We start from the raw sequence: 20526 nt of genomic DNA on the forward strand, positions 1-20526 counted from the left end.
AAATTCGGCTGGATGGGCATTCGCCACTAGGTGAGGTATGCCCATCCATGTGTTAAGAGGCTTTCTGCGTTTTCTCCAAAATGGCGATGTCCAACGGATAATCAGGCAAAGGCAGCTCACGTGTCGTTCCTTCAGCCAAATCTAACACCGTAATCCCATCCCACCCGGTATCGGCAAAGGTGACTCCCCCTGTAAGGTATGCCAATCTTCCATCCGGGCTGTTCGCCACCATTTGGTGAGTACGATTTAGAGGAATAATCTTTTCCTCCAACGTCCCTAGGTCCAATACCGTCAAATTAGGGTTTCCGGTAGCACTTCCGGCAGCTCCATTGCCCACGATAAGCATCTTGTTGCCATCTGCAGTCAGACTCACGCCTTCCTGATGAGTATTGCCGGTCAAAGGCTTCGTTTCAAACTTGCCGGTAACCGGGTCTAGAACGACAAGACCACGTCCTTGATAAGGGAGCAACAGATGTCCGTCCTCCTGAACGATAGCGTAATGGGGCTTCTCGAAGCCCCCTCCTCCCTTACCGAACGGGGCTACGTTCACTTTACGCGCCGTAAGCTTTTGCGGGTCCACTATCGTAACGGAGTAGGAGTCGTGGTCGATGCTGTATATCTCACTACCGTCATGGCTAACGACCACATCAAACGGTCTGATCCCTACTGGAACACTGCCGGTCATAGCTAGCTTCTCCGTATCCATAATCTCCAGTTGACTGGCTTTACCCGCCAAATAAACACCGACATACACGTAGCGGCCATCCGGTGACACAGCGATTCCCATCCCGCCAGGGCGGTACTCTCCAAATTTAACCTCTTGAATAGCGGATTGATACGGGACAAGCGCCTCCCGTTTATGCTGCTGAGTATTGATAACCGCTATGCCCTCCGCCGTGGAAACATACGCGCGGTTGTCCGCTTCAGCCAAAGCGATACCGAATGGGAAAGCCCCTGCTACTACCTTATCCGTTACCCCCTTATCCGGATCCGTAAACGAAATATAATCGCTTTTGGAATGCGTGATCAACAGGCTGTACTCCGGTTCGATCGTCGCTGCTTCTTTATCGACGGGCGTAGTTGGTGCTGGAGACGGAGACATAACGGGTGCAGACGCTCCGCCCTCCTGCTGAACAGAACAACTAGCCAACGCGAGCGTCATCCACAGAGCCGCAATGACAGCAAGTAGTCCTCTTTTGTTTCGTTGTTGTCGCAAAAAGTTTCACCTCTCTTGATTTCGATATACAAAAGAGAGCGGCCTGCCTTGCACAGGACCACCCTCCTTTCGTTCCCACCTTATAATTAACCAAATAATTAACCAAAGGTTTATTATTTCGTTGTTACAGTAACTCCTGCAGCTGTAGCCCAGTTATCTACAGACGCTACCGTATAGGACGTTCCTGCCGCCAGCTTAGCACCATTTTGCAAATCGAATGTGCCTGTCGCACCTTTACGGCTGGTCAGTTTGTACTGTGCGGTCAGAGGAGCGCCGCCTCCTACTGGAGTCAATGTAACGCTGCGCACTGCGAACAACTCATCCTTAGGGTCCTCGGTAAGTGTAACCTCAATAGATGTCTCGCTAACTTGCTTTGCCGATTGGATAGCAAGCGGAGCAATTTCCTTGGCCGTGAATGTAGCACTAGCGATATCAGCCCAGTCAGAGGTAACGGTGTATTTCACGCCCGGCTTGAACGTTTGGCCGTTGGGTAGACGAAACTTCGGAGCTTGTCTTCCATCCGTAGCCTGGGTGAATAGAACGTAATTGGCCGTCATCGTTTCTCCGCCCTCAGGTGTAATGTACACCTGCTTGTCTCTCATCGAAGAAAGAATGTTATATTGCTTGCCGTTGTATACGTTATTCTCGTCCACTATAAAAGCACCCTTACGACTGGAGCTGTATGCTGCAACCACATAACCGTAGTCGGCAACACCATCCTCGAGGCTGGATTCCACTTCGAATGTATCAGCCGAGATTTGCTGGGCGGAGCGAAGCTCAAGCTTCTCGGTATTTGCTGTAAACGTCATCGATGTTTTACCTTGGTAGTCCATTGTGTATGTCGTTCCTTCTTTTTGCGGAGTTACAGGAACGATGTATGTTTGTGTTGCTCCAGATTTCAACTGAGGGATGTTCAATAGTTGCAGTCCGTTGTCGAACGTAATGTTCGCTTTAGCTTTATCTACGTCCGTATTCTCTTTAGGAAGCGGTGCTGAGAATGTTACTTGCAATGTAATGGCATTCAGCGGCGTAATGCTAGTAATTTGAACCGGTGCGATTTGCTGTGCTGCGTATACAAGCAAAGCTGCTTCTCCGCGAGTCGCGAACTTACCGCTAACAAATGCGCTGCCGAACTGGGCTTTCAATTGCGCAGCGTCAACCTTCAACACAGCGGCCGCTACTTCAATTAATTGCTCGTGAGTGACCGGTTTATTAGGTTGAAACTTGCCATCTTCACTCTTCATAGCGCCGATGCTGACAAGAGCTCCAGCATAGGATTGGTACCAATCGCTGCTAGTTACATCGGACAAAGCCGGTTTACCCGTTGTGTTCAGTTCTACATGAAGCGCTAGAGCAACCATTTTGGCAAGCTCGGCGCGCGTTACATTCTGATTTGGTTTGAATTCCTGATCTCCATAGCCTGAGATGATGTTTTGCTTCGCCAATTCTTCTACAGCCGTCTTGTAAGACGTTGCAGCCCCGTTATCGGTAAAATTGACTGCTGCGGATACTTGAGGAACAATTGCGGACAAGCCTACAGCCGTTGTTATAACCCATGCTGCGAACTTTTTGCGTTTTATCATCATAATCTCTCCCTTGGATTTCATTGTGGGTGCTGCTTGTTGTGTAACCCTAGGAATAGATTACTTCGTAGACCGTTACAATCGAATAAAAAATCCGGGCAAAACATTAAAAAAACATAACAATCCTCTTGGCAAATGGATATGGAAGATTTCGGTTGTCCGTGTGAAACAACAAAGAAACACGAAAACCACCTCAGATTTTATGGATAATAATTCCATTAAAACAAACAAAGAGCCCCAATTAGGGGCTGAATGTCGAAAAAAAACAATTATACAGCAGCTGGATGAAGGCGGGAGGTGGGGTATCCCCTGGAGGAGCGAAAGCGTCCGCCTTTGTTATCGGGAAATCCCCACTGTAACGCGATTAAAATAAAAATTTCCCGATAACAACAGTGGCCGGAAGGGGGTACCCCACCGGAGTACCACAAACACATCTGCATTTTCTTCGGTTTCTCGACAAACTCACCCCCGTTAGGAAGGCTCTTTAAAGTACACAGCGCTATAGAGGACAAGCTGCTTAATAAGTCTTCGTCTGCATTTGATCCAAGCTTTTAAACTCATAGCCCTGCTCCTTGGCGGCAGTGAGGATACGGCTGAGTGCCTCGGTGTTATCGCTGGATACCGAATGAAGCAGGATGACGGCACCGGGATGAAGCTGACTCATCACGTTGTCGTAAGCGTACTTCCACCCTTTTTGCGCCTTGGGATCCCAATCGCGATAGGCAACGGACCAGAAGACGCTCGTATATCCGAGGCTTTTACTGGCTGCAAGAATCCGGTCGTTAAAAATACCTCTCGGAGGCCGCAGATAGTGCATTTCCTTTTGGCTCGTCAAATTGCTGACCTCCACCTGCACCTTCTCTAGCTCTTCCTTCAAGCGTTGGTTAGAGATTTGACTCATATCAGGGTGGCTCCACGAATGATTGCCAACCAGATGGCCTTCATCGACCATCCGCTTCACCAGCTCAGGCTGCTCCCTCACAAAATGCCCCGTAACAAAGAAAATCGCCGGTACCTTTTGTTCTTTGAGAACATCCAATATACGACCGGTATAACCATTCTCATAGCCGTTATCGAATGTTAAGTAAAGCTCTTTCTTCGTCACATCTCCCAGGAAGATGGCCTCATTCTTCTGTATGATGCCCTTGAAGCCCTCTTCATTAATAGATGCCAGCTGCTGATTCCTGCTCTTCTTAAATCCGAAATGGAAGGGGTCCCCCCCGTATATTGCATTGGCAGCGTGCAGTGAGAACGGAGCCATCACGGTACACAGCAGCAGCGCAACGGCTAGTATTGCCACACGTTTCAAAAGCATGTCACCCCTTAATTCTATAATGTAAGATCAGGGATAATATGCCCTAACGGGGCTCGGTTATGTACCGGGCGAAACGGAATATCGCTTTTGCAGCTCTTTGGTAGATATGGCAAGAATTTTCGGGGTCAACAGCTCCTTTTTGATTTCCAGCCGCTTTTTCCCCTCAGGATGAACCACAAGCAGCAGCATGCGTAAATATAGCTTGGTGACCACGAAAAACAACCCTCGCGGCAAATCCGTTACCGTAAAGCCTAGCTGTTTAGGTCCTCTGTTAATCATTGTAATACCATAGATCCCTTTTATATCCTGAGTCAGGGTGTCGTTTAATATCCGCTCCGTCATTTTAGGCATCAGCTGTTGGACCGCACGGATCAGCTGCACGGCAAGCTGCACCATAGAACGGGTATCCATTGCAATATGGAACATCATCTCGTTGTTGAAATGGAGCTCTACTACCCGATCCCCCTTGCGTATTTCCTCTCCGTCCGGAAGCGCGATGCTTTTCCCGTGATACGTACATACCCGGTAATAAAGCAGCTGGTTGTCCGGATCAACCGGCTCAAGCGCAAAGAATACATGGTATAAGCTCTCCCATTTTAACCATAACGATAGCGGAAGCCGCTTATGCCAGCTAAGCCTCTCTGTCGACTCATTCGACCACCCTATTTGATCCACTCTGTGGAATGTGTACTGTTTTTGTTGCATTTCCGCTACGAATTCATGCAGCGCTTGCAGCATATATTCAGGTGCATCCGGATTCGCACCGATCGTCTGGCCGCTGTCATGAAGGACGATGACCGCTCCGTCTTTGAACCGGGAAACAAGCCGGTGCTTAATTTTGACCTTCCCCCCGCGACTTCTCCAGTCGCCTACAATGATCGACCACAACACCATTCGGAACTGCTTCAGCAGCCAAAAGTCAAACAAATTGATAACTCCCCACGGGGGACGATAATAGATCGGTCTCTCCCCTGTAATGCGTCCGATAGCCTCGACTGCATGATGGAGCTGAAGACGGACTCTGCGAGGCGTCATCAGTGCATTAGCCCAGTGCGAATAGTTATGCACACCGACAAGATGTCCTTCCTCATGCATTCTTACAATGAGTTCCGGGTACTTCTCTGCCTTCGAGCCGAGAACAAAGAACGTTGCCTTTATGTCATATTGCTTTAGCAAATCGAGCAGCCGCGGTGTATATTCCGGGTCAGGGCCATCGTCGAATGTCAGGAATATAGTTTGGCTCCCTTTGCCCTCCCGGTACACACCTAATCCGAACAGACGGACAAGAAGTGTGGGGATTATCGTATACACACCAAGCACAAGGATAACGATCCAGACAATATGCTCCATATGAACTCATCCTCCTACTTCTTAAGCGCGGTCTGCAGTCCCGAACCTTCCGGCGGAGCCACGAAATAGTATAAGGCGATTGCTCCTAATAGTACCGCACTGACCATGATAGTGAAGCTTTCATTAAACGTGTCGGCGATCCACCCTCCAAGAACCGGTCCGATAACGACCCCGATCCCTTCTACGCTGGAGAATAGGCCCCACCCCATCCCTTGATTATCTTTAGGGACATATTGCGCTAGAAGCGCATTCCAGGCCGGAAGCACCGCCGCATAGGATATGCCTAATAAGGCGGCCAGCAGAAGCGAAATCCACAAGTGTGAGGTGAATGGAAGGGCAAATAAAATAACCGCAAAGGCAGCGAACCCTCCAATCAAGAACCATTTCTTACCTAGACGATCTGATAGCTTGCCCATAGGAATTAAAGCGATGACGGTAAAGGCACCGCCTGCAATAAGTAAATAGGAGTATTGAGAATAATTGAAGCCGAGAATTTTGGAAGCAAACCCAGGCAATACAGGTACAAGCATCCCTGCTGCCGTTGTTTGTAAAGTCATGCCGGGAAGCAGCGTCTTCATAGTGAGCAGCTTCTCCCATAGCATGGAGATTTGATTGCGAAGCGGAATTTGTGTCGGAGTCGATGATTTTCTGTTAGATATAAAGAAGGACAAGAGCAAGCTAATTCCCCATAATATGATCATGCACCAGAAGGAGATGGAGTAGCTTGCGTCCATAATAAAATTAAGGATGATCGGGCCCGAGCCAAGACCGGCAAGCCAGCATGTATACAGCACGCCCATGTGCTCTGCGCGATGCTCAGGTCTAACTTTGCTTAGGCAGACAAGCCATATCGGCGACAACCCGATACCAAACAAAGCTGACGCGCCAATGAGCAACCAAATAGATTGAACGATATAAAGCAGCCACAGCCCGCCCAACGAAATAGCGAGCCCGGCCGGTACGATTAGCCGAAGAGGAAATCGATCCAGTAAATATCCGGCAAAGCATTTGATGAGCGTATCCGTAACATAATGAACCGATACAGCCCATCCGACCGTCGTTACAGTGAAGCCGAGTGCATAAACCGCGTACGTCGGCAAGAATGAAACGAGAAATGCTCCGCGAACAAATTCAACAAGAAATAGAATAATACCATACAATAGCATATGCGAAGCAAAGGATTGTTTAGAAGAGGTTGTCACCGATTGTTCCACCTTCTCCCCCATAGAAACCTATGTGTTAGTTATCCCCCGAACCATGCGAAATATTTACGAGCCTACAGTTACCTTGCGGTCAATCGTATGCACAACGTCTTGGGCAATAAAGTCCGCTGCGCATTTGGGCTGCAGCAGCTTCATCTTGCGTTTAATGTCCGCGGAGCGGTACTCTTCCGAGAAAAATTGGCTTACCTGCCCAGTAAGTTCTTCTAAATTATGGGAAATCGACGCCACACCTTTGCCTGATAAAAAGACGGCATTTTCTTTCTCCTGTCCGGCAAAAGGCTTGAATATAAAGATCGGAACTTGTAAGGCAAGCGATTCAGATAGCGTAAGTCCCCCCGCCTTGGAGACGATACAGGACGAAATGGCCATCAATTGATGTATATTGTCCAAGAATCCAAAAATATGCACATCATCGTTACCGGTATATTGCATAAGCAGCTTTTGCTCGAGCTTGCGGTTTCTGCCGCAAACGACCGCTACCTGACAATCACCAATGGACAGCAGCGAGCGGATCATCTCATCCACATTGCCAAGCACGCCATAGGAACCCGCCAGGATAAGGATCGTATGCTTCCCTTGATCAATTATGGATTCAAATGCATTCGGACTGGAAGGATCATGCTCGATAAAGTCTCTTCGGATCGGAATGCCGCTAACCTCCACCTGTCGATTGGATAGACCAAAGGATATCATCTGTTTTTTCAGCTCTTCCGCAGCCACATAATATTTGTCCATTTCCGGATGGATCCAACGAGAATGCAGGGCGAAATCAGTTATAACCGTAAAGCACGGTATTCCCATGCTGCTACAGAGCTCCGGTGTCGCACCGAACGGAAATGTATTAATGACCGCATCCGGACGCTCCTTTTCGATGATTTCCTTCAGCTTCTTTTTACCTATAATATTGAAATACCGGTTCCAAGCAAGGTCTGGCTTCGTCTCCCGGGTCATGTAGTAACTCCAACCATAATAATCAAGACCGAATTTTGATGTCTGGGTGCTTTTCAAATATAAAGTGGTTGTAATTGTATTTAAAAGCGGGTGCGCTTCTTTCATGAGATCGACAATAAGAACCTGTTCCATACCTTGAGTAAGAAAGGATTGCTTCAGCGCCCGCGCAGCCTGTATATGTCCGTCACCGTAACTTGCCGTCAGGATCAGAACCTTTGGTCTATGATTCATGGTAGCCTCCTCCCTAGAACCAATCGAACTACCGTATGTCTTACTTCCATCATAGTTATTTCCCATAAGAAAATAAACCACTCTGCCAACTATTCATATCTATTTCCCCCAGTTATATGTACGTGAAACAATTGCTCCGCATGCTTAAACGGCAGCCCTTCAAGTATAAATTCCCTCCTACAAGCCGCAAAGCCCTTTTTTGAAGTTTTTATACCAATAAAAAAAGCTTGCTGTTCCATAACCGTCCATCAGCAGGACAATTCAGGACAGCAAACTCATTGTATCACGCTTTGAGCGGGCATTCACCCATTTGCTTTTTAGACGATGCAAAAGCAGTACTCCCCTTCAAAGGAAGGAAATATCTTCTGATAATTAAGAACCGGAATTCATCAAATACTGTACGGTTTGGTCAACCAGCCCTTCGTGTGCGGAAGCATTGTACAGCAAAGGATCGTCGTGCCGTATGAAAAAGCAGCGCTTGCTGCGGCGGCTCCGCTTCAGCTCTTTCCAATTTTCAGCCAATTGATCACAAAAAGCTTCGGATTTGGCAGATCCCACCAAGAAAAGAACATTATCGCAATCGAGTGCAGCAACATCGGTAAGCGAAGTAACATCCAGTGCACCGATATGATGCGCAGGATCCGGTGGCATAACCTGAAGGTCGTCGTAGAACAAATCCTTCATTTTCTTCATTTGCATGCCGAAGATACGAAACCGATGCTCGTTGGCCGCATGAACCAGCAAGACCGGTTCTTCTCCCAAGTGCTGCTGGATATGAAACCTGGCATTATCCACCTTCATATCGAAATAGGCGAGCCACCGCTCCGCGACACTCGACAGATCAAACAGCTGACTAATGTCCATCAGCCGTTCCTTCCAAGGATACTTCTTCCACTCAATCATAACGACCGGAGCTATCTCAGCCAATGCTTGGTAGATTTCATCCGTAACAGGCGGTGTTATAATCAGCTCCGGTTCGCTGGATTCGATTTGCCTCAAAGCTTTATCCGGCTCATCCATCCAGCCTCTTTCCAAACATAATTGAGGCGTTATCCCTAATACAGCCAAATCTCCACGGAGGACCGGCGACAAGCATGCGATCCTCTTCTTGGTACGCGCAACATATTCCGTCGGAGTAATGCTCATATGCTTCTTAAATAGTCGGCTGAAGTAATATTCGTCCGGATAACCGACAGAGTGAGCGACATCAATGACTGACGACTCCGTATTGGCTAACAGCAATAGAGAAGCGTCAAGCCGTATTTTCGAAATGAATTTATGAGGACTTAGCCCGGTTTGCCTGCGGAACGCTTGATAAAATCGGCTTGGACTCGCTCCCGACAGACGGGCGATATCCTCCATGTCCATCGCATCCTGATATTTCCGCAGCATATATTGGCGGGTCTGCTCAACATAAGCAACCAAATCCTTTTCCATCTCGCGCGGTTTTTGCACATACATCATGAGTGCCGCCGCCATGGCGTACAAGTGAGATTGCAGCTGGTAATACAAAGCCGGTTCCGAGCTTCCGCAATCGCTCAAGAAATCCTGAATCCAGCTTCGAATTTGCGGTGTACGGAAGCAGTACAGCTGAACATCATCCAATAACGGTTGGGGCTGCTCGAATCCAAATGAGCATACCGTAGGCTTATTCGTACATTGGAACCGGATCAGAATAAGATGCGCGGAAGCGCTATTACTATTTTCGATCATACACCGGGAGTTCGGAGGGATCAAAAACAGCTCTCCGCACAATCCCGTCCCCGTCCGGTGTACATTTTTGGCTTGTAGGTTAATTTTTACTTTTTCTTGCAATACGTAGACGAAGGCATGCTCCTCCAAGGTGGTTATTTCCTTGTGCTGCTGAATAGGAAGCTTAAATTCCTCCGCAGCGATATACTCCAGGCGAAGATGACGCATGGAATCGTGCCTTTGCAGCATAGTGTTCACGTCCTTGAGATCATATTCCTCCTTAAAGTGTATGTGAAAATGATTCTCATTGTCAAATAATTTGTTGCCGGAAATTGTTCAAAAGAAGATTCCAATTATTTCCTTGCAACATTTTTGAAACATGCTCCGTCTATGGAGATGTCGACATGTTTTTCCTACAAAGGATTGATCATTCCAATATACTAAAGCAGCATAGAGGAGCTTGACTAGAGAGATGAAAACAGATATGAAAAAGGTTATTATTACTGCTTCCGTAGCACTGAGTGTAACATTGTCGGGAGCCTCAGCATTCGCCGCAACAGAAGATGTGAACTATACGCCGATTCCTGTTAAGGATGCTAACGGCAATGTCATTGCACAAACAACCAGCATTCAACTTGGTGCTGACAACGTGCTTCCCTTTAGTGACGTTCATGATGCCAATGGCAATGTGATCGGCCAAACACGGGACGTTCCGCCAGTTGTCGAGTCTACCCATGAGCAAAAACCGCAAGATTCGTTCGGAGGCCTTCATTATGTGCTTGTCGTTGACGGAAAATCGATCGGAGTGGGCAGCGATGTAGCTTATACTAATGGCGATCAACTGATGGTACCGCTAAGAGCAGTCAGCGAGGCGCTTGGATACAATGTAGAATGGAATCAGGAGAAATACAGCTCGGACGTGACGCAAGGCGCTGTTTGGAGCGGAGTGCAGATCGGTAAAGACAATTACGCATTCGGCAAAATGGCTCCACGCGAGCTGGGTGCTGCCCCTGAGCTGAAAAACGATACGACCTTCGTTCCTGTCTCGTTTTTCACAGATATTTTGAAGCATAAAATGCAAATGGACGAAACTGGAGTTATTAAAATTACCAAACAGTAATGGTGCGGAATAGAGGCTGCAGCGGACGAAGGGTCTGCTGCAGTCTTTTTCTCATGCTTACACCTATCCTGCCTTCCCTTAAGCTGCTTACAAAAGGCTGATTGCCCAGCTAATTAGCCGCTGCAGCATGAAAATCCTGTGCATAACGTAATAAGACAACGGGATAAGGGGGTAGAATCATGCTCCGGACACACGTGAAAACGTACAGGAAGCGAATCGGCAAAAATCAATATATTGTTATCAATATATCTCAATCTGCGGAGGCAAGGGCGGAATCCGGAAATGTGCTCGCAAGCAATGCCGTGAATGTGCAAATTTACAAAAAAAGAAGAAGAGGGCGTTGACTCCCCCTTGAAAAGGACCGTTCCTTCCCCAATATACGGGCAAATGGAACGGTCTTATTTGTAGGTTTCTTCTATTATTGAACCGGATGCTGAAGCATGTTTTGCGTAAAAGCAATCCATTCCCGGGCAGCAAACGACAAGTAGCTGTCCTTGCGCCAAATCATGGCCAAATGCCAAGGAATCATCGGATTTGTTAACGGAATGGTCCTCAGGCGTTTACTGTCCAGCTCGCGGCAGATAGCTTCCGGCAGCAAGGCAATGCCCAGATTGGCCGCCACCATTTCGCTGATGAAATCCCACTGAGAGCTCTTATAAACGACATCAGGAATGAAGCCGAGTCTTTCACATTCCTCGATGATCCGATCGTGCAGAGCAAAATCCTCGTGAAACAACAGGAATGAATCGTCTTTCAAATCAATAAGAGAGGCTTCCTTGCTTTCTGCTAACGGATGAGAAGGGTGAACGACGAGCATGAGCCGCTGCTTAACGAAAGAGAACGACTCGAACAGTTCGTCATTGGTAGGCAGCAAAATAACCCCGATATCCAGCTCCCCTGCCCCGACCTCCGATTCCACTTTCTTGGACCCGTCTTCAAACAACTGAAGCGTAATCCCCGGATACTCTTCACGAAACTTTCCAATGACCCTTGGGAAAAAATTAGACCCTACCATCGGAGGTAATCCGATACGGATACGGCCCCGTTTCACCTTCATCAGCTCGTCGAGATGTGAGGTCATATCATCAAATGACTTCACGATGTGTTGGGCCTGCGTCAACAGCACGGCGCCTGCATCTGTCAGCTCGATTCGTTTGCCGATCCGGTCAAACAGAATAACGCCGAGCTCTTCCTCCAGATTTTTAATCATCTTGCTGATCGTAGGCTGAGTAATATAAAGCGCCTGCGCGGCTTTCGTGAAGCTTTTCCAATGCGCGACCTCGAGAAAATATTGCAGGTGCCGCATATCCAACGGGCTCTCCTCCATCCATAGATAAATGGAATGAAAAACATTCTGTATATGTATTTTACCTATGAAAGAAGCTGCTGTACACTTTTCATTGGAGAGGGGCTAGCAGCCATGAAAAACACTTTTAAAATTATAGTTCAAGTACTTACTCTGATTATCATTTCCATTATTATGAACAAGCTCGTTGCATGGCTTCATATCCCTGTTCCAGGCAGCATTCTGGGGATGATCGTCGTCTTCCTGCTGCTGCAGACCAAGGTGCTGCGCCGCGAATGGTTGGAAGCAGGCTCCAGCTGGCTAATTGCTGAGCTGCTGCTGTTCTTTATTTCCCCAGCCGTCGGCATTGTAGCATACCCTAAATTGCTGGTTAGCGACGGATTCCAGATCGTGCTGGTCGTTGGATTAGGCACCATCATTGTCATGGTGTGCAGCGGAATCGTAGCGCAAAGCATCGCCAAACGTAAGGAGCGTGCGCAATCATGATTGGAGCCGTCAGCTTGATCGGCACCGTCTTGCTATATATTGTAGCCAAACGGCTATACCGGTATAAACCTTTATTCGTATTGTCTCCGATTATTCTTACACCTGTGGCGCTCATCCTGTTGTTGGTATCCACCGGGACAACATTCGAGTCGTACAACACCGGGGCGCATTGGCTATCTGATATGCTTCAACCTGCCACTATCGCCTTTGCGATACCGCTGTCCAAGCATTTTCCGTTAATTAAAAAACACGCTACCGAAATTTTGGTCAGCGTGCTGGCAGGCTCTTGTGCGGCCGTTGCATCTTCCGTATGGTTAGCCGAGGTAATGCATCTTAACGATCAGCTCCTATACAGTCTGCTCCCGCACTCGGTCACAACGCCTATTGCTATGAGCGTCTCGCAAACGATTGGCGGTATACCGACTATTACAGCCGTTGCCGTGATGATGACGGGTATATTCGGTTCCGTGATCGGACCGTATGTGATACGCACGTGCCGTATCCGCAACGATATAGCCCGGGGTGTGCTTCTCGGTACAAGCTCCCATGGCGCCGGCACATCCAAAGCGTTCGAGTTCAGCAGTATCTCCGGCACGGTATCGAGCATTTCGATGATTTTAGCCGCCGTCATCACCTTATTTGTAACGCCATGGATTTTGGCTGCCGTATTTTAATAATAGTTCCGATATTAAGAAAGCATTTCCTTGTTTGCTAAGACAACCGCTTCCGCGTGAATTATGATGGCCTTGTAATCCTCAATTGCGGGCCCATCACCGCGGTAAATGTCGCTCGGACAGACCGCCACTCCTGTGAAAAAAGAACGATACTCCGGCGTTTAAGTAAAGCCGGCTCGTTCTTTAGCACAAAATGTAGGCGTTTGCAATGTGCCTTATCTGTCTGTAACAGCAAGCTAAGCCAACTCTGGGAGGCTTTCAGCGCTTTCCATCTCCTACTCTTCCCGGCTTCGCTCCTGCATTTTGTGTAATATCCTGTATTTATTCGGTGGCATTTGAACGGCATCCTTGAAAATGCGATAAAACGTGGAAACGGTTTCAAATCCCAATTCAAAGCAAATGGAGGCGATATCCTTTTCCGTTTCGGCAAGCATTTGCTTCGCCAGACCAATCCGAGTATCGGTTAAATACTGCATGGGAGTCATGTTGTATTGCTCTTTAAAAATATTGTTGATGTACCGCAGGCTGATCCCCTGCTTGGCAGCTATATCAGTAGCGCTGACGATCTCAAAATAATGGTTATCGATATAATGGCGGATCTTCTCCGCCCTTAAGCTATTCGCATCCGATACTTGCAGCATGTGCTGGGACCGGGCGAGAACAATCATAAGCTCCGACAAAATGATTTTCATGGCAAGCAAGCCGAGCTGACTGCTGCTGGTCTGCTCGAACAGCATTTTGCGAAGCAAAAGCCTAAGCTCGCTGCCGATAAACGGATTCGGTTTACATAGCTGGGATTGGCTGAAGAAAGCAGCCAGCAGCTCTTTGCGCACCACCGCATCAAATATAACCTCATTAAAAGCCAGCACAAGCACTGTCAGCTTCGAATCGGAAACGATAGCATGCTCCGAATTCGGAACGATAACCGCCACACGGCCTTGGCTGTATTCTTCTACCCTTCCGTTCAACGTAATTTTGCCCTCACCTTCTAATGCGTACAAAATCTGATGAACTTGATGATGGTGTGGCTTCATCACCTCGCCATCCACATGTTGAAATTCATACATCAGGATTCCCTCAACAGGTAACTCAATCTTTTGCAAGCTCATATGGAATAGGCTCCCAAAATTGAAATGTATTGCTTGTCCCTTCATTATATGCTCTCCGCTTAAGCGTTCACAAGTGTTAGCCGTGAATGAACGAGTCAAGAAAGGGGTTTATCAAGATGTCGAAACAGCCCGTTGATGTCATCGTAGTCGGTTCCGGAGCTAGCGGCGGCCTAGTAGCCAAAGAGCTGTCGGACCAAGGCTTCTCCGTAACCGTAATCGAAGCCGGCAAGCGGTATGAGCCAAACGTGGATTTCGCTAACGCCGAAGCCAACCATGCCAAAATCCAGTGGACGGAGCCGCGGGTCTATGCGGGCAAGCATCAGGTCGTGCCCAAGACCGGTGTCGGTGTAGGCGGAGGAACGCTCACCTGGCTCGGCGTGATGCCTCGATTCCATCCCGAGGATTTCCGTACCCACAGCCTGGAAGGCGTCGGAACAGATTGGCCTATCAGCTATGAGGATCTTGCACCTTACTATGCCAAGGTGGAACGAGACTTCGGCGTCGCCGGCGAATGTGGACCGTTTGCGCCCGAATCGTATTCCCTTCCTATGCCTCCTCATCGTTTCAGCTGGCACGCACAAGTGCTGGCCCGTGGCGCGCAAAAGTCGGGAGCGCAGCCGTTCGCGCCGCCCATTGCCATTAACTCCGTCGAGTACGACGGACGGCCAGCCTGTACTTACTGCGGCTGGTGTGCCGCAGGCTGTCCGACGGACGCCAAGGCGACGAGCCAAGGCACGTACTTGGCGAAAGCGGAAGCTGCCGGCGTAAAGGTCATCAGCGAGGCATTCGTGCATCGCGTTCTCTACGACGATACCGCCGGATGCGTCACCGGCGTCCTCTATTTGGACGCTGATGGTCAGGAGCATGAGTTGCGCGCAAGGCTTGTCGTACTCGCGGCTCATGCGGTCGAGACCCCCCGGCTGCTGCTCTTGTCCGCATGTCCGACCTTTCCAGACGGGCTCGCGAACTCCAGCGGGGTCGTCGGCAAATACATGCTTAGTCATCCGACGTGGCAGGTCTTCGGAACGTTTGACGAGCCGATCAACGCCTACAAAGGGATTCAGATGGGGCAAGTGATGGTGCAGGATTATTACAAGCCGGATCCCCGCAACGACTATGCCCGCGGCTTCGTCCTCTTGTCTTATATGATGACGCCTGTCACATACGCCACATTGAGCGGCGATTTCGTAGGGGCCGAATTGAAGCAATTTCTGAAGGATTATCCTTATACCGCCGCCTGGTGGGCTCATGCCGAAGGGCTTCCAAGCGAGCATAACACCGTGGCGCTGGACCCCGAAGTGAAGGATCATCGCGGACTTCCGGCAGCGAGAGTGTCCATCGAATGGCTGGATAACGACATCCGACTGGCCGGTGCCGCTCGTGACAAAGCTGTGGAGCTGATGGAGGCATCCGGCGCCCGCAAAGTGCGCGTCGGCTTGAACTATGGAGCTCACGCCATGGGTACATGCCGCATGGGTAACGATCCCGATTCCTCAGTGGTCAACGAATTTTGCCAAACACACGATATTCCTAACCTGTTCATCTGCGATACGAGCGTGTTCGTCACCGGCAGCGGGCTTAATCCGACACTGACGGCCATGGCGATTGCAAGCCGAGCGGTAGACTATATCGCCGACCATGCACGGCAAGGACAACTATAACGAAGGAGATGGTGCCCATGACGATAAATGCTTCAGAGCACGCGGGATTGCTCGCAGTGCTCGCCAACGGCGTGATACCAGCCGACGATACGGATCAAGGCGCAGCGGTAGCGAATGCCGGTCAGGTGCTAGCCGACAGAATCGAGCGCGGCGTTCATGCCAAGCTGTATGTGCTCGGCATCGAAGCGGCCGCGGATGCGTCGCAAGAACAGTTCGGCAAGCCGCTAATGCAGCTTGACCAAGAGCAGGTCTACGACGTGATGATGGCATTGAAGGCTTACATGCCCGGATTTTACAAGCAGCTTAGAAGCGATGTAATCAGCCTTTATCTAAACGCGCCAGGCGTCTGGGAGCGGATCGGGTTTCCGGGCGCTTCAGCTCACACTGGGGGCTACCCTGATTTTGATCAGCCGCAGCAGCGCAGCAAATAAGTGAATTATTGTGGTCTTGTCATTCTTATTGTTCTGTTCTTGTACGGGAGTGCCTAGACTTAAGGAGCTGACTTGTTCATGCTTGGAATCCACTTGTATGAAATGCGGCATAGCGACGGGGAAATCATGCAGGAGCATTATCATGACATCCACCAAATCCTGTATGTGCTTGACGGGAAAGGAAAGATTATGCTCGACGGACGGAGCTTGGATTTCGAACAAGACCAGGGCGTTCTCATCGTTCCGCGAACGAATCATTCCATCCTATCAGCCACCAATATGACGGTACTTGTGATCGAGTTTGACGAAGCCATACTGGATGAAGACGTCCGCGAAGCGCTGCTCCGCTCCAGATTCGACCGTTCCAAGCTCGTACGGCTTAACGGCTTTGGAGACAAGGAGCTGAGGCAGCTGACACGTAAAATGCTGTTTGAACAAACACGGGAATCGCTGCTGAACAAGCTAGCCAATACGATGTATTTGTCGGAGCTGCTGCTGCTGCTCGTCCGTTATCAGCCTGCCTCCGAGGCGGCTGTTAGGAACAGTCTGCGCGCGGAGAAGCTGCGCCATTTTATCGATACGCATTATTTTGAAATAGTCAGCTCGGAGGATATATCCGCCAAGCTGGGTGTCAGCACTCGGCATTTGAACACAATATTCAAGGAGTTTTATCAGATGACTCCCCTTCAATACTTAACCGAGGTTCGAATGCGTCTAGCCCAAAAAATGCTTGCCGAAACCGACAAGGACATTGCGGCCATATGCTTTGAAATCGGCTTTGAAACGCTATCTACCTTCTATAGAACGTTTAAGAGCAGCATCCGAATGACCCCCAACAACTACCGTAAGCTGCACCGGTAACGCTCGGTTTACAAGCAAGCCTAGAGGACAAGCGGGCACGCCCGACAATAGGAACGGAATATAACCCCAACACCCCCAAGGAGGAGTTTTCTAATGGAAACTATGGTTAAAGGTATGGATTGCTTGCACTTCATTGACGGTCGTTACGTTCATTCCCAAGAGCCTAAAACCTTCGATAACATCAATCCAGCAACGGAGGAAGTCATCGGCCGTGTTGCAGAAGGAGGCAAAACCGAGGTTGACCTCGCCGTTGAGGCGGCAAAACGGGCTTTCGACGGCGGCTGGAAGCATTCCAAGCTTAGCGAGCGCGCCGCCATTCTGCGCCGGATCGGAGATTTGATTCTAGAGCGCAAAGACGAGCTTGCCATGCTTGAAACGCTCGATACCGGAAAGCCGCTGTGGCTGTCGACGAACGTGGACATTCCGCGTGCCGCAGGAAGCTATCACTTCTACGCCAATTTCATCTCGACAATGGGAACGGAAGCTTACCCCAGCGAAGCAGGGGCGATGAACTTCGTCGTCCGCCGTCCGCTCGGTGTCGTCGGCATGATTAATCCGTGGAACCTGCCGCTTCTGCTGCTCAGCGCCAAGCTCGCCCCATGCCTCGCCATGGGTAACACTGTGGTGTTAAAGCCAGCCCGATGGACGCCAATGACCGCCACGCTGCTCGGAGAAATATGCAAGGAAGCCGGCCTGCCGGATGGCGTTGTGAACATCGTCAACGGTGCCGGACGCACCGTAGGAGAAGCCATCTCCGAGCATCCTGATGTACGGGCGATTGCCTTCACCGGAGAAACGAGCACCGGAAAGAGCATTATGAAGGCCGGATCAGCCAGCCTCAAACGGCTGTCGTTCGAGCTGGGTGGCAAAAATCCGAACATCGTTTTCGCCGATTGCGATCTGGACGAAGTGGTGGAGACCTCGCTTCGCAGCAGCTTTATTAACCAGGGAGCTGTATGCCTGTGCGGTTCTCGCATCTATGTACAGCGCCCGATTTACGATGCGTTCTTGGAAAAGTTTATCGAGCGTACTCGTCAGCAGGTCGTCGGAGACCCGCTCCAACCGAACACGAATATCGGCGCCCTCATCAGTGAGCAGCACTACGAGCGAGTGCTCGATTATATTCAATCAGCCCGTGAAGATGGTTGTGTCATCGAAACAGGCGGCAAACGGGCCGATGGACATGACAAGGGTTTCTACGTGGAGCCTACTATTATTACCGGAGTCGATGCCGGCTGCCGTGTCGTTAATGAGGAAATATTCGGACCGGTCGTAACGGTACAGCCTTTTGATACCGAAGAAGAAGTGATTGCACTGGCCAACGATACCCATTACGGGCTGAGTGCCTCCGTCTGGACGAAGGACAGCAGCCGTGCTTTCCGGGTAGCTCATCAGATCGAAGCCGGGTTGACCTGGGTCAACACCTGGTTCCTGCGGGACCCTAGAACGCCATATGGCGGTGAGAAGCAAAGCGGTATCGGCCGGCAAGGCGGAATGTTCAGCCTCGACTTTTACAGCGAAGTATCTACCATTTGCATCAAATATTAAAAATTGCTTCCCCCTAAAAAATCCGTAAGGCAGTTGCTCATGGAGCTGGGACTACCAGCAGACTAATGCTGCTTTTCCACTTTCCCTACAGCAACCGTTTCTCACAAAAACAAAGGCGGCAGGCTCATACAGCCTGCCGCCTCTATTTTTAATATGGCCCCGCTTCATGACCTTCTTGCTTGGCTTTGCGTACGGCCTGTGAAGGATCAACCTGCCCGCTCTCTATACGCTGCTGATCTGCCTTGGCCAATCCTTCGGCTACACGTCTGCCGTAATCGGCATCAGCCTCCGTCAAGTTCTGGATCATCCGCTCACGAATTTCGGAGCTGCATACCATAAACGCATCAACCAGATTCGAGATTAACTCCTCCCGCTCCCATTCCTCAAAGGCACGATATGTATCGCCTGCCTGTCCGAAGTTATTCGTTCGAGGGATAGCTTGACGAACCAGCTTTGCATCATAGTAAGGCTCATGCTCATTCGCATGCTTCGGCGCTTCCTGCAGCCCTCCAAGTGAGGAGGGCTCGTAATTGACATGCGGGTTCTGTCCCGGAGCACGGTCCGGACGTATTTGCATTTGCCCCCCGCTTTGATTGGTCGCAACATAGGTTTTCGGAGCATTAATCGGAAGCTGCAAGTAATTCGTCCCTACCCGATAACGCTGCGTATCCGAATAAGAGAAGGTGCGCCCCTGCAGCAGCTTGTCATCCGAGAAATCCAGACCGTCTACCAAAACCCCGGTTCCGAACGCTACCTGCTCCACTTCCGTGAAATAATCGCTTGGATTGCGGTGCAGCGTCATTTTACCGACTCGTAGAAACGGAAATTGGTCGGTTGGCCACAGCTTCGTCGGATCGAGCGGATCAAAGCTTAATTCGGGATGCTCTCCATCAGACATAATCTGCACGCATAGCTCCCATTCCGGGAAATCCCCCTGATCAATGGCTTGGTAGAGATCAAGGGTAGCATGGTTGAAATTGATCGCTTGAATCTCGTTCGCTTCTTTTTGCAGCAAATTTTTGATACCCTGCTTTAACGGCTCCCAGTGGTACTTCACCAGAACCGCTTCGCCCGCCTCGTTCACCCATTTATACGTATTGACGCCGGAGCCCTGCATCTGCCGGTAATTAGCGGGAATCCCCCAAGGAGAGAACAAGAAAGTGATCATATGAGTGGCTTCCGGACTCATGGACACGAAGTCGAAAAACCGCTCCATATCCTGAACATTGGTGATCGGGTCGGGCTTAAAAGCATGAACCATATCAGGGAACTTTAACGGGTCGCGGATAAAGAAAATTTTGAGATTGTTCCCGACCAAATCCCAGTTACCGTCCTCGGTATAAAATTTTACGGCAAAGCCGCGCGGGTCCCGTAGCGTTTCGGGAGAATGACCGCCGTGTATAACCGTCGAGAACCTTACAAACACCGGCGTCTGCTTGCCTGCCTCCTGGAACAGCTTTGCCCGGGTATATTTGGAAATCGGCTCGTCTCCAACCTTGCCATATGCTTCAAAAATACCGTGAGCCCCCGCTCCACGAGCATGGACGACACGCTCAGGGATACGTTCCCGGTCAAAATGAGTGACCTTTTCGAGATAATGGTAATTCTCCAGTGTACTTGGACCGCGACTGCCTACGGTTCGAATGTTTTGGTTGTCGGCTACCGGATGGCCCTGCCTTGTCGTCAGCATCGGAGACTGCTCCGAATCACCTGTATGGGTATGGTTATCCATTCTTAACACTCCTTTTTCCGTATGTTAAATAATCCCA

General features: G+C 49.7%; 18 protein-coding genes. 8 read left to right on the forward strand and 10 right to left on the reverse strand.

Annotation, left to right across the window (positions count from 1 at the left end; translation table 11 throughout):
- Window positions 1-52 precede the first annotated feature (52 nt).
- From BP97_RS36830 to BP97_RS0119060, 7 genes are all read right to left on the reverse strand, one after another.
- The gene (locus BP97_RS36830) at window positions 53-1216 is read right to left on the reverse strand and encodes a YncE family protein (RefSeq protein WP_036746181.1); all 1164 of its coding nucleotides are present in this window, start codon (window positions 1214-1216) and stop codon (window positions 53-55) included.
- A gap of 113 nt (window positions 1217-1329) precedes the next feature.
- Entirely contained in the window at window positions 1330-2799 is a 1470-nt protein-coding gene (locus tag BP97_RS0119035) for an S-layer homology domain-containing protein (protein ID WP_051620764.1), read from the reverse strand.
- A gap of 517 nt (window positions 2800-3316) precedes the next feature.
- Entirely contained in the window at window positions 3317-4114 is a 798-nt protein-coding gene (gene pdaA, locus BP97_RS0119040; protein WP_081824267.1) for a delta-lactam-biosynthetic de-N-acetylase, read from the reverse strand.
- 57 nt (window positions 4115-4171) lie between these two features.
- Entirely contained in the window at window positions 4172-5464 is a 1293-nt protein-coding gene (locus tag BP97_RS36835; protein WP_051620765.1) for a polysaccharide deacetylase family protein, read from the reverse strand.
- A 14-nt stretch (window positions 5465-5478) separates the two neighbouring features.
- Complete coding sequence (locus BP97_RS36840) at window positions 5479-6666, reverse strand: MFS transporter (protein ID WP_231506337.1); 1188 nt, start codon at window positions 6664-6666, stop codon at window positions 5479-5481.
- Between the two features lie 66 nt (window positions 6667-6732).
- The gene (locus tag BP97_RS36845; RefSeq protein WP_051620769.1) at window positions 6733-7869 is read right to left on the reverse strand and encodes an MGDG synthase family glycosyltransferase; all 1137 of its coding nucleotides are present in this window, start codon (window positions 7867-7869) and stop codon (window positions 6733-6735) included.
- Window positions 7870-8241: 372 nt separating this feature from the next.
- Window positions 8242-9810, reverse strand: coding sequence for an AraC family transcriptional regulator (locus BP97_RS0119060; protein WP_028550533.1), 1569 nt, complete (start codon window positions 9808-9810; stop codon window positions 8242-8244).
- Between the two features lie 223 nt (window positions 9811-10033).
- Here BP97_RS0119060 and BP97_RS38970 point away from each other — a divergent pair, with 223 nt between their 5' ends.
- Both BP97_RS38970 and BP97_RS40725 read left to right on the forward strand, forming a co-directional pair.
- Window positions 10034-10681: a copper amine oxidase N-terminal domain-containing protein gene (locus tag BP97_RS38970; RefSeq protein ID WP_028550534.1), complete on the forward strand. Its 648-nt coding sequence runs from the start codon at window positions 10034-10036 to the stop codon at window positions 10679-10681.
- Window positions 10682-10860: 179 nt separating this feature from the next.
- A complete protein-coding gene (locus BP97_RS40725) occupies window positions 10861-11025 on the forward strand; it encodes a hypothetical protein (RefSeq protein ID WP_197035495.1) in 165 nt (54 codons plus the stop codon).
- Between the two features lie 74 nt (window positions 11026-11099).
- Here BP97_RS40725 and cidR read toward each other — a convergent pair whose 3' ends face one another.
- Complete coding sequence (gene cidR, locus BP97_RS0119075; RefSeq protein WP_028550535.1) at window positions 11100-11993, reverse strand: cidABC operon transcriptional activator CidR; 894 nt, start codon at window positions 11991-11993, stop codon at window positions 11100-11102.
- Window positions 11994-12101: 108 nt separating this feature from the next.
- Here cidR and BP97_RS0119080 point away from each other — a divergent pair, with 108 nt between their 5' ends.
- The gene (locus BP97_RS0119080) at window positions 12102-12473 is read left to right on the forward strand and encodes a CidA/LrgA family protein (protein ID WP_028550536.1); all 372 of its coding nucleotides are present in this window, start codon (window positions 12102-12104) and stop codon (window positions 12471-12473) included.
- A complete protein-coding gene (locus tag BP97_RS0119085; protein ID WP_036746182.1) occupies window positions 12470-13147 on the forward strand; it encodes an LrgB family protein in 678 nt (225 codons plus the stop codon). The genes BP97_RS0119080 and BP97_RS0119085 overlap by 4 nt, the downstream gene beginning before the upstream one ends.
- A gap of 275 nt (window positions 13148-13422) precedes the next feature.
- Here the strand turns inward: BP97_RS0119085 and BP97_RS0119090 are convergent, their stop codons facing one another.
- Window positions 13423-14256 (reverse strand): helix-turn-helix domain-containing protein, encoded by an 834-nt coding sequence (locus BP97_RS0119090; protein WP_028550538.1) that lies wholly within the window; start codon window positions 14254-14256, stop codon window positions 13423-13425.
- A gap of 116 nt (window positions 14257-14372) precedes the next feature.
- On the opposite strand from BP97_RS0119090, the gene BP97_RS41585 reads away from it, so the two are divergent.
- From BP97_RS41585 to BP97_RS0119110, 4 genes are all read left to right on the forward strand, one after another.
- Window positions 14373-15917, forward strand: coding sequence for a GMC family oxidoreductase (locus BP97_RS41585; protein WP_051620771.1), 1545 nt, complete (start codon window positions 14373-14375; stop codon window positions 15915-15917).
- 17 nt (window positions 15918-15934) lie between these two features.
- Entirely contained in the window at window positions 15935-16348 is a 414-nt protein-coding gene (locus BP97_RS0119100) for a gluconate 2-dehydrogenase subunit 3 family protein (RefSeq protein WP_028550540.1), read from the forward strand.
- 78 nt (window positions 16349-16426) lie between these two features.
- Window positions 16427-17209: an AraC family transcriptional regulator gene (locus BP97_RS0119105; protein WP_036746183.1), complete on the forward strand. Its 783-nt coding sequence runs from the start codon at window positions 16427-16429 to the stop codon at window positions 17207-17209.
- Window positions 17210-17302: 93 nt separating this feature from the next.
- Window positions 17303-18757 (forward strand): aldehyde dehydrogenase, encoded by a 1455-nt coding sequence (locus tag BP97_RS0119110; protein WP_028550542.1) that lies wholly within the window; start codon window positions 17303-17305, stop codon window positions 18755-18757.
- A 148-nt stretch (window positions 18758-18905) separates the two neighbouring features.
- Here the strand turns inward: BP97_RS0119110 and BP97_RS36855 are convergent, their stop codons facing one another.
- Window positions 18906-20489 carry a catalase gene (locus BP97_RS36855; protein ID WP_036746186.1) on the reverse strand — a complete coding sequence of 528 codons (1584 nt, stop codon included), beginning with the start codon at window positions 20487-20489 and terminating at the stop codon, window positions 18906-18908.
- Window positions 20490-20526 lie beyond the last annotated feature (37 nt).

This window comes from Paenibacillus sp. UNC451MF (genome assembly GCF_000686845.1).
In the GTDB taxonomy this organism is placed as follows: Bacteria; Bacillota; Bacilli; order Paenibacillales; family NBRC-103111; genus Paenibacillus_S.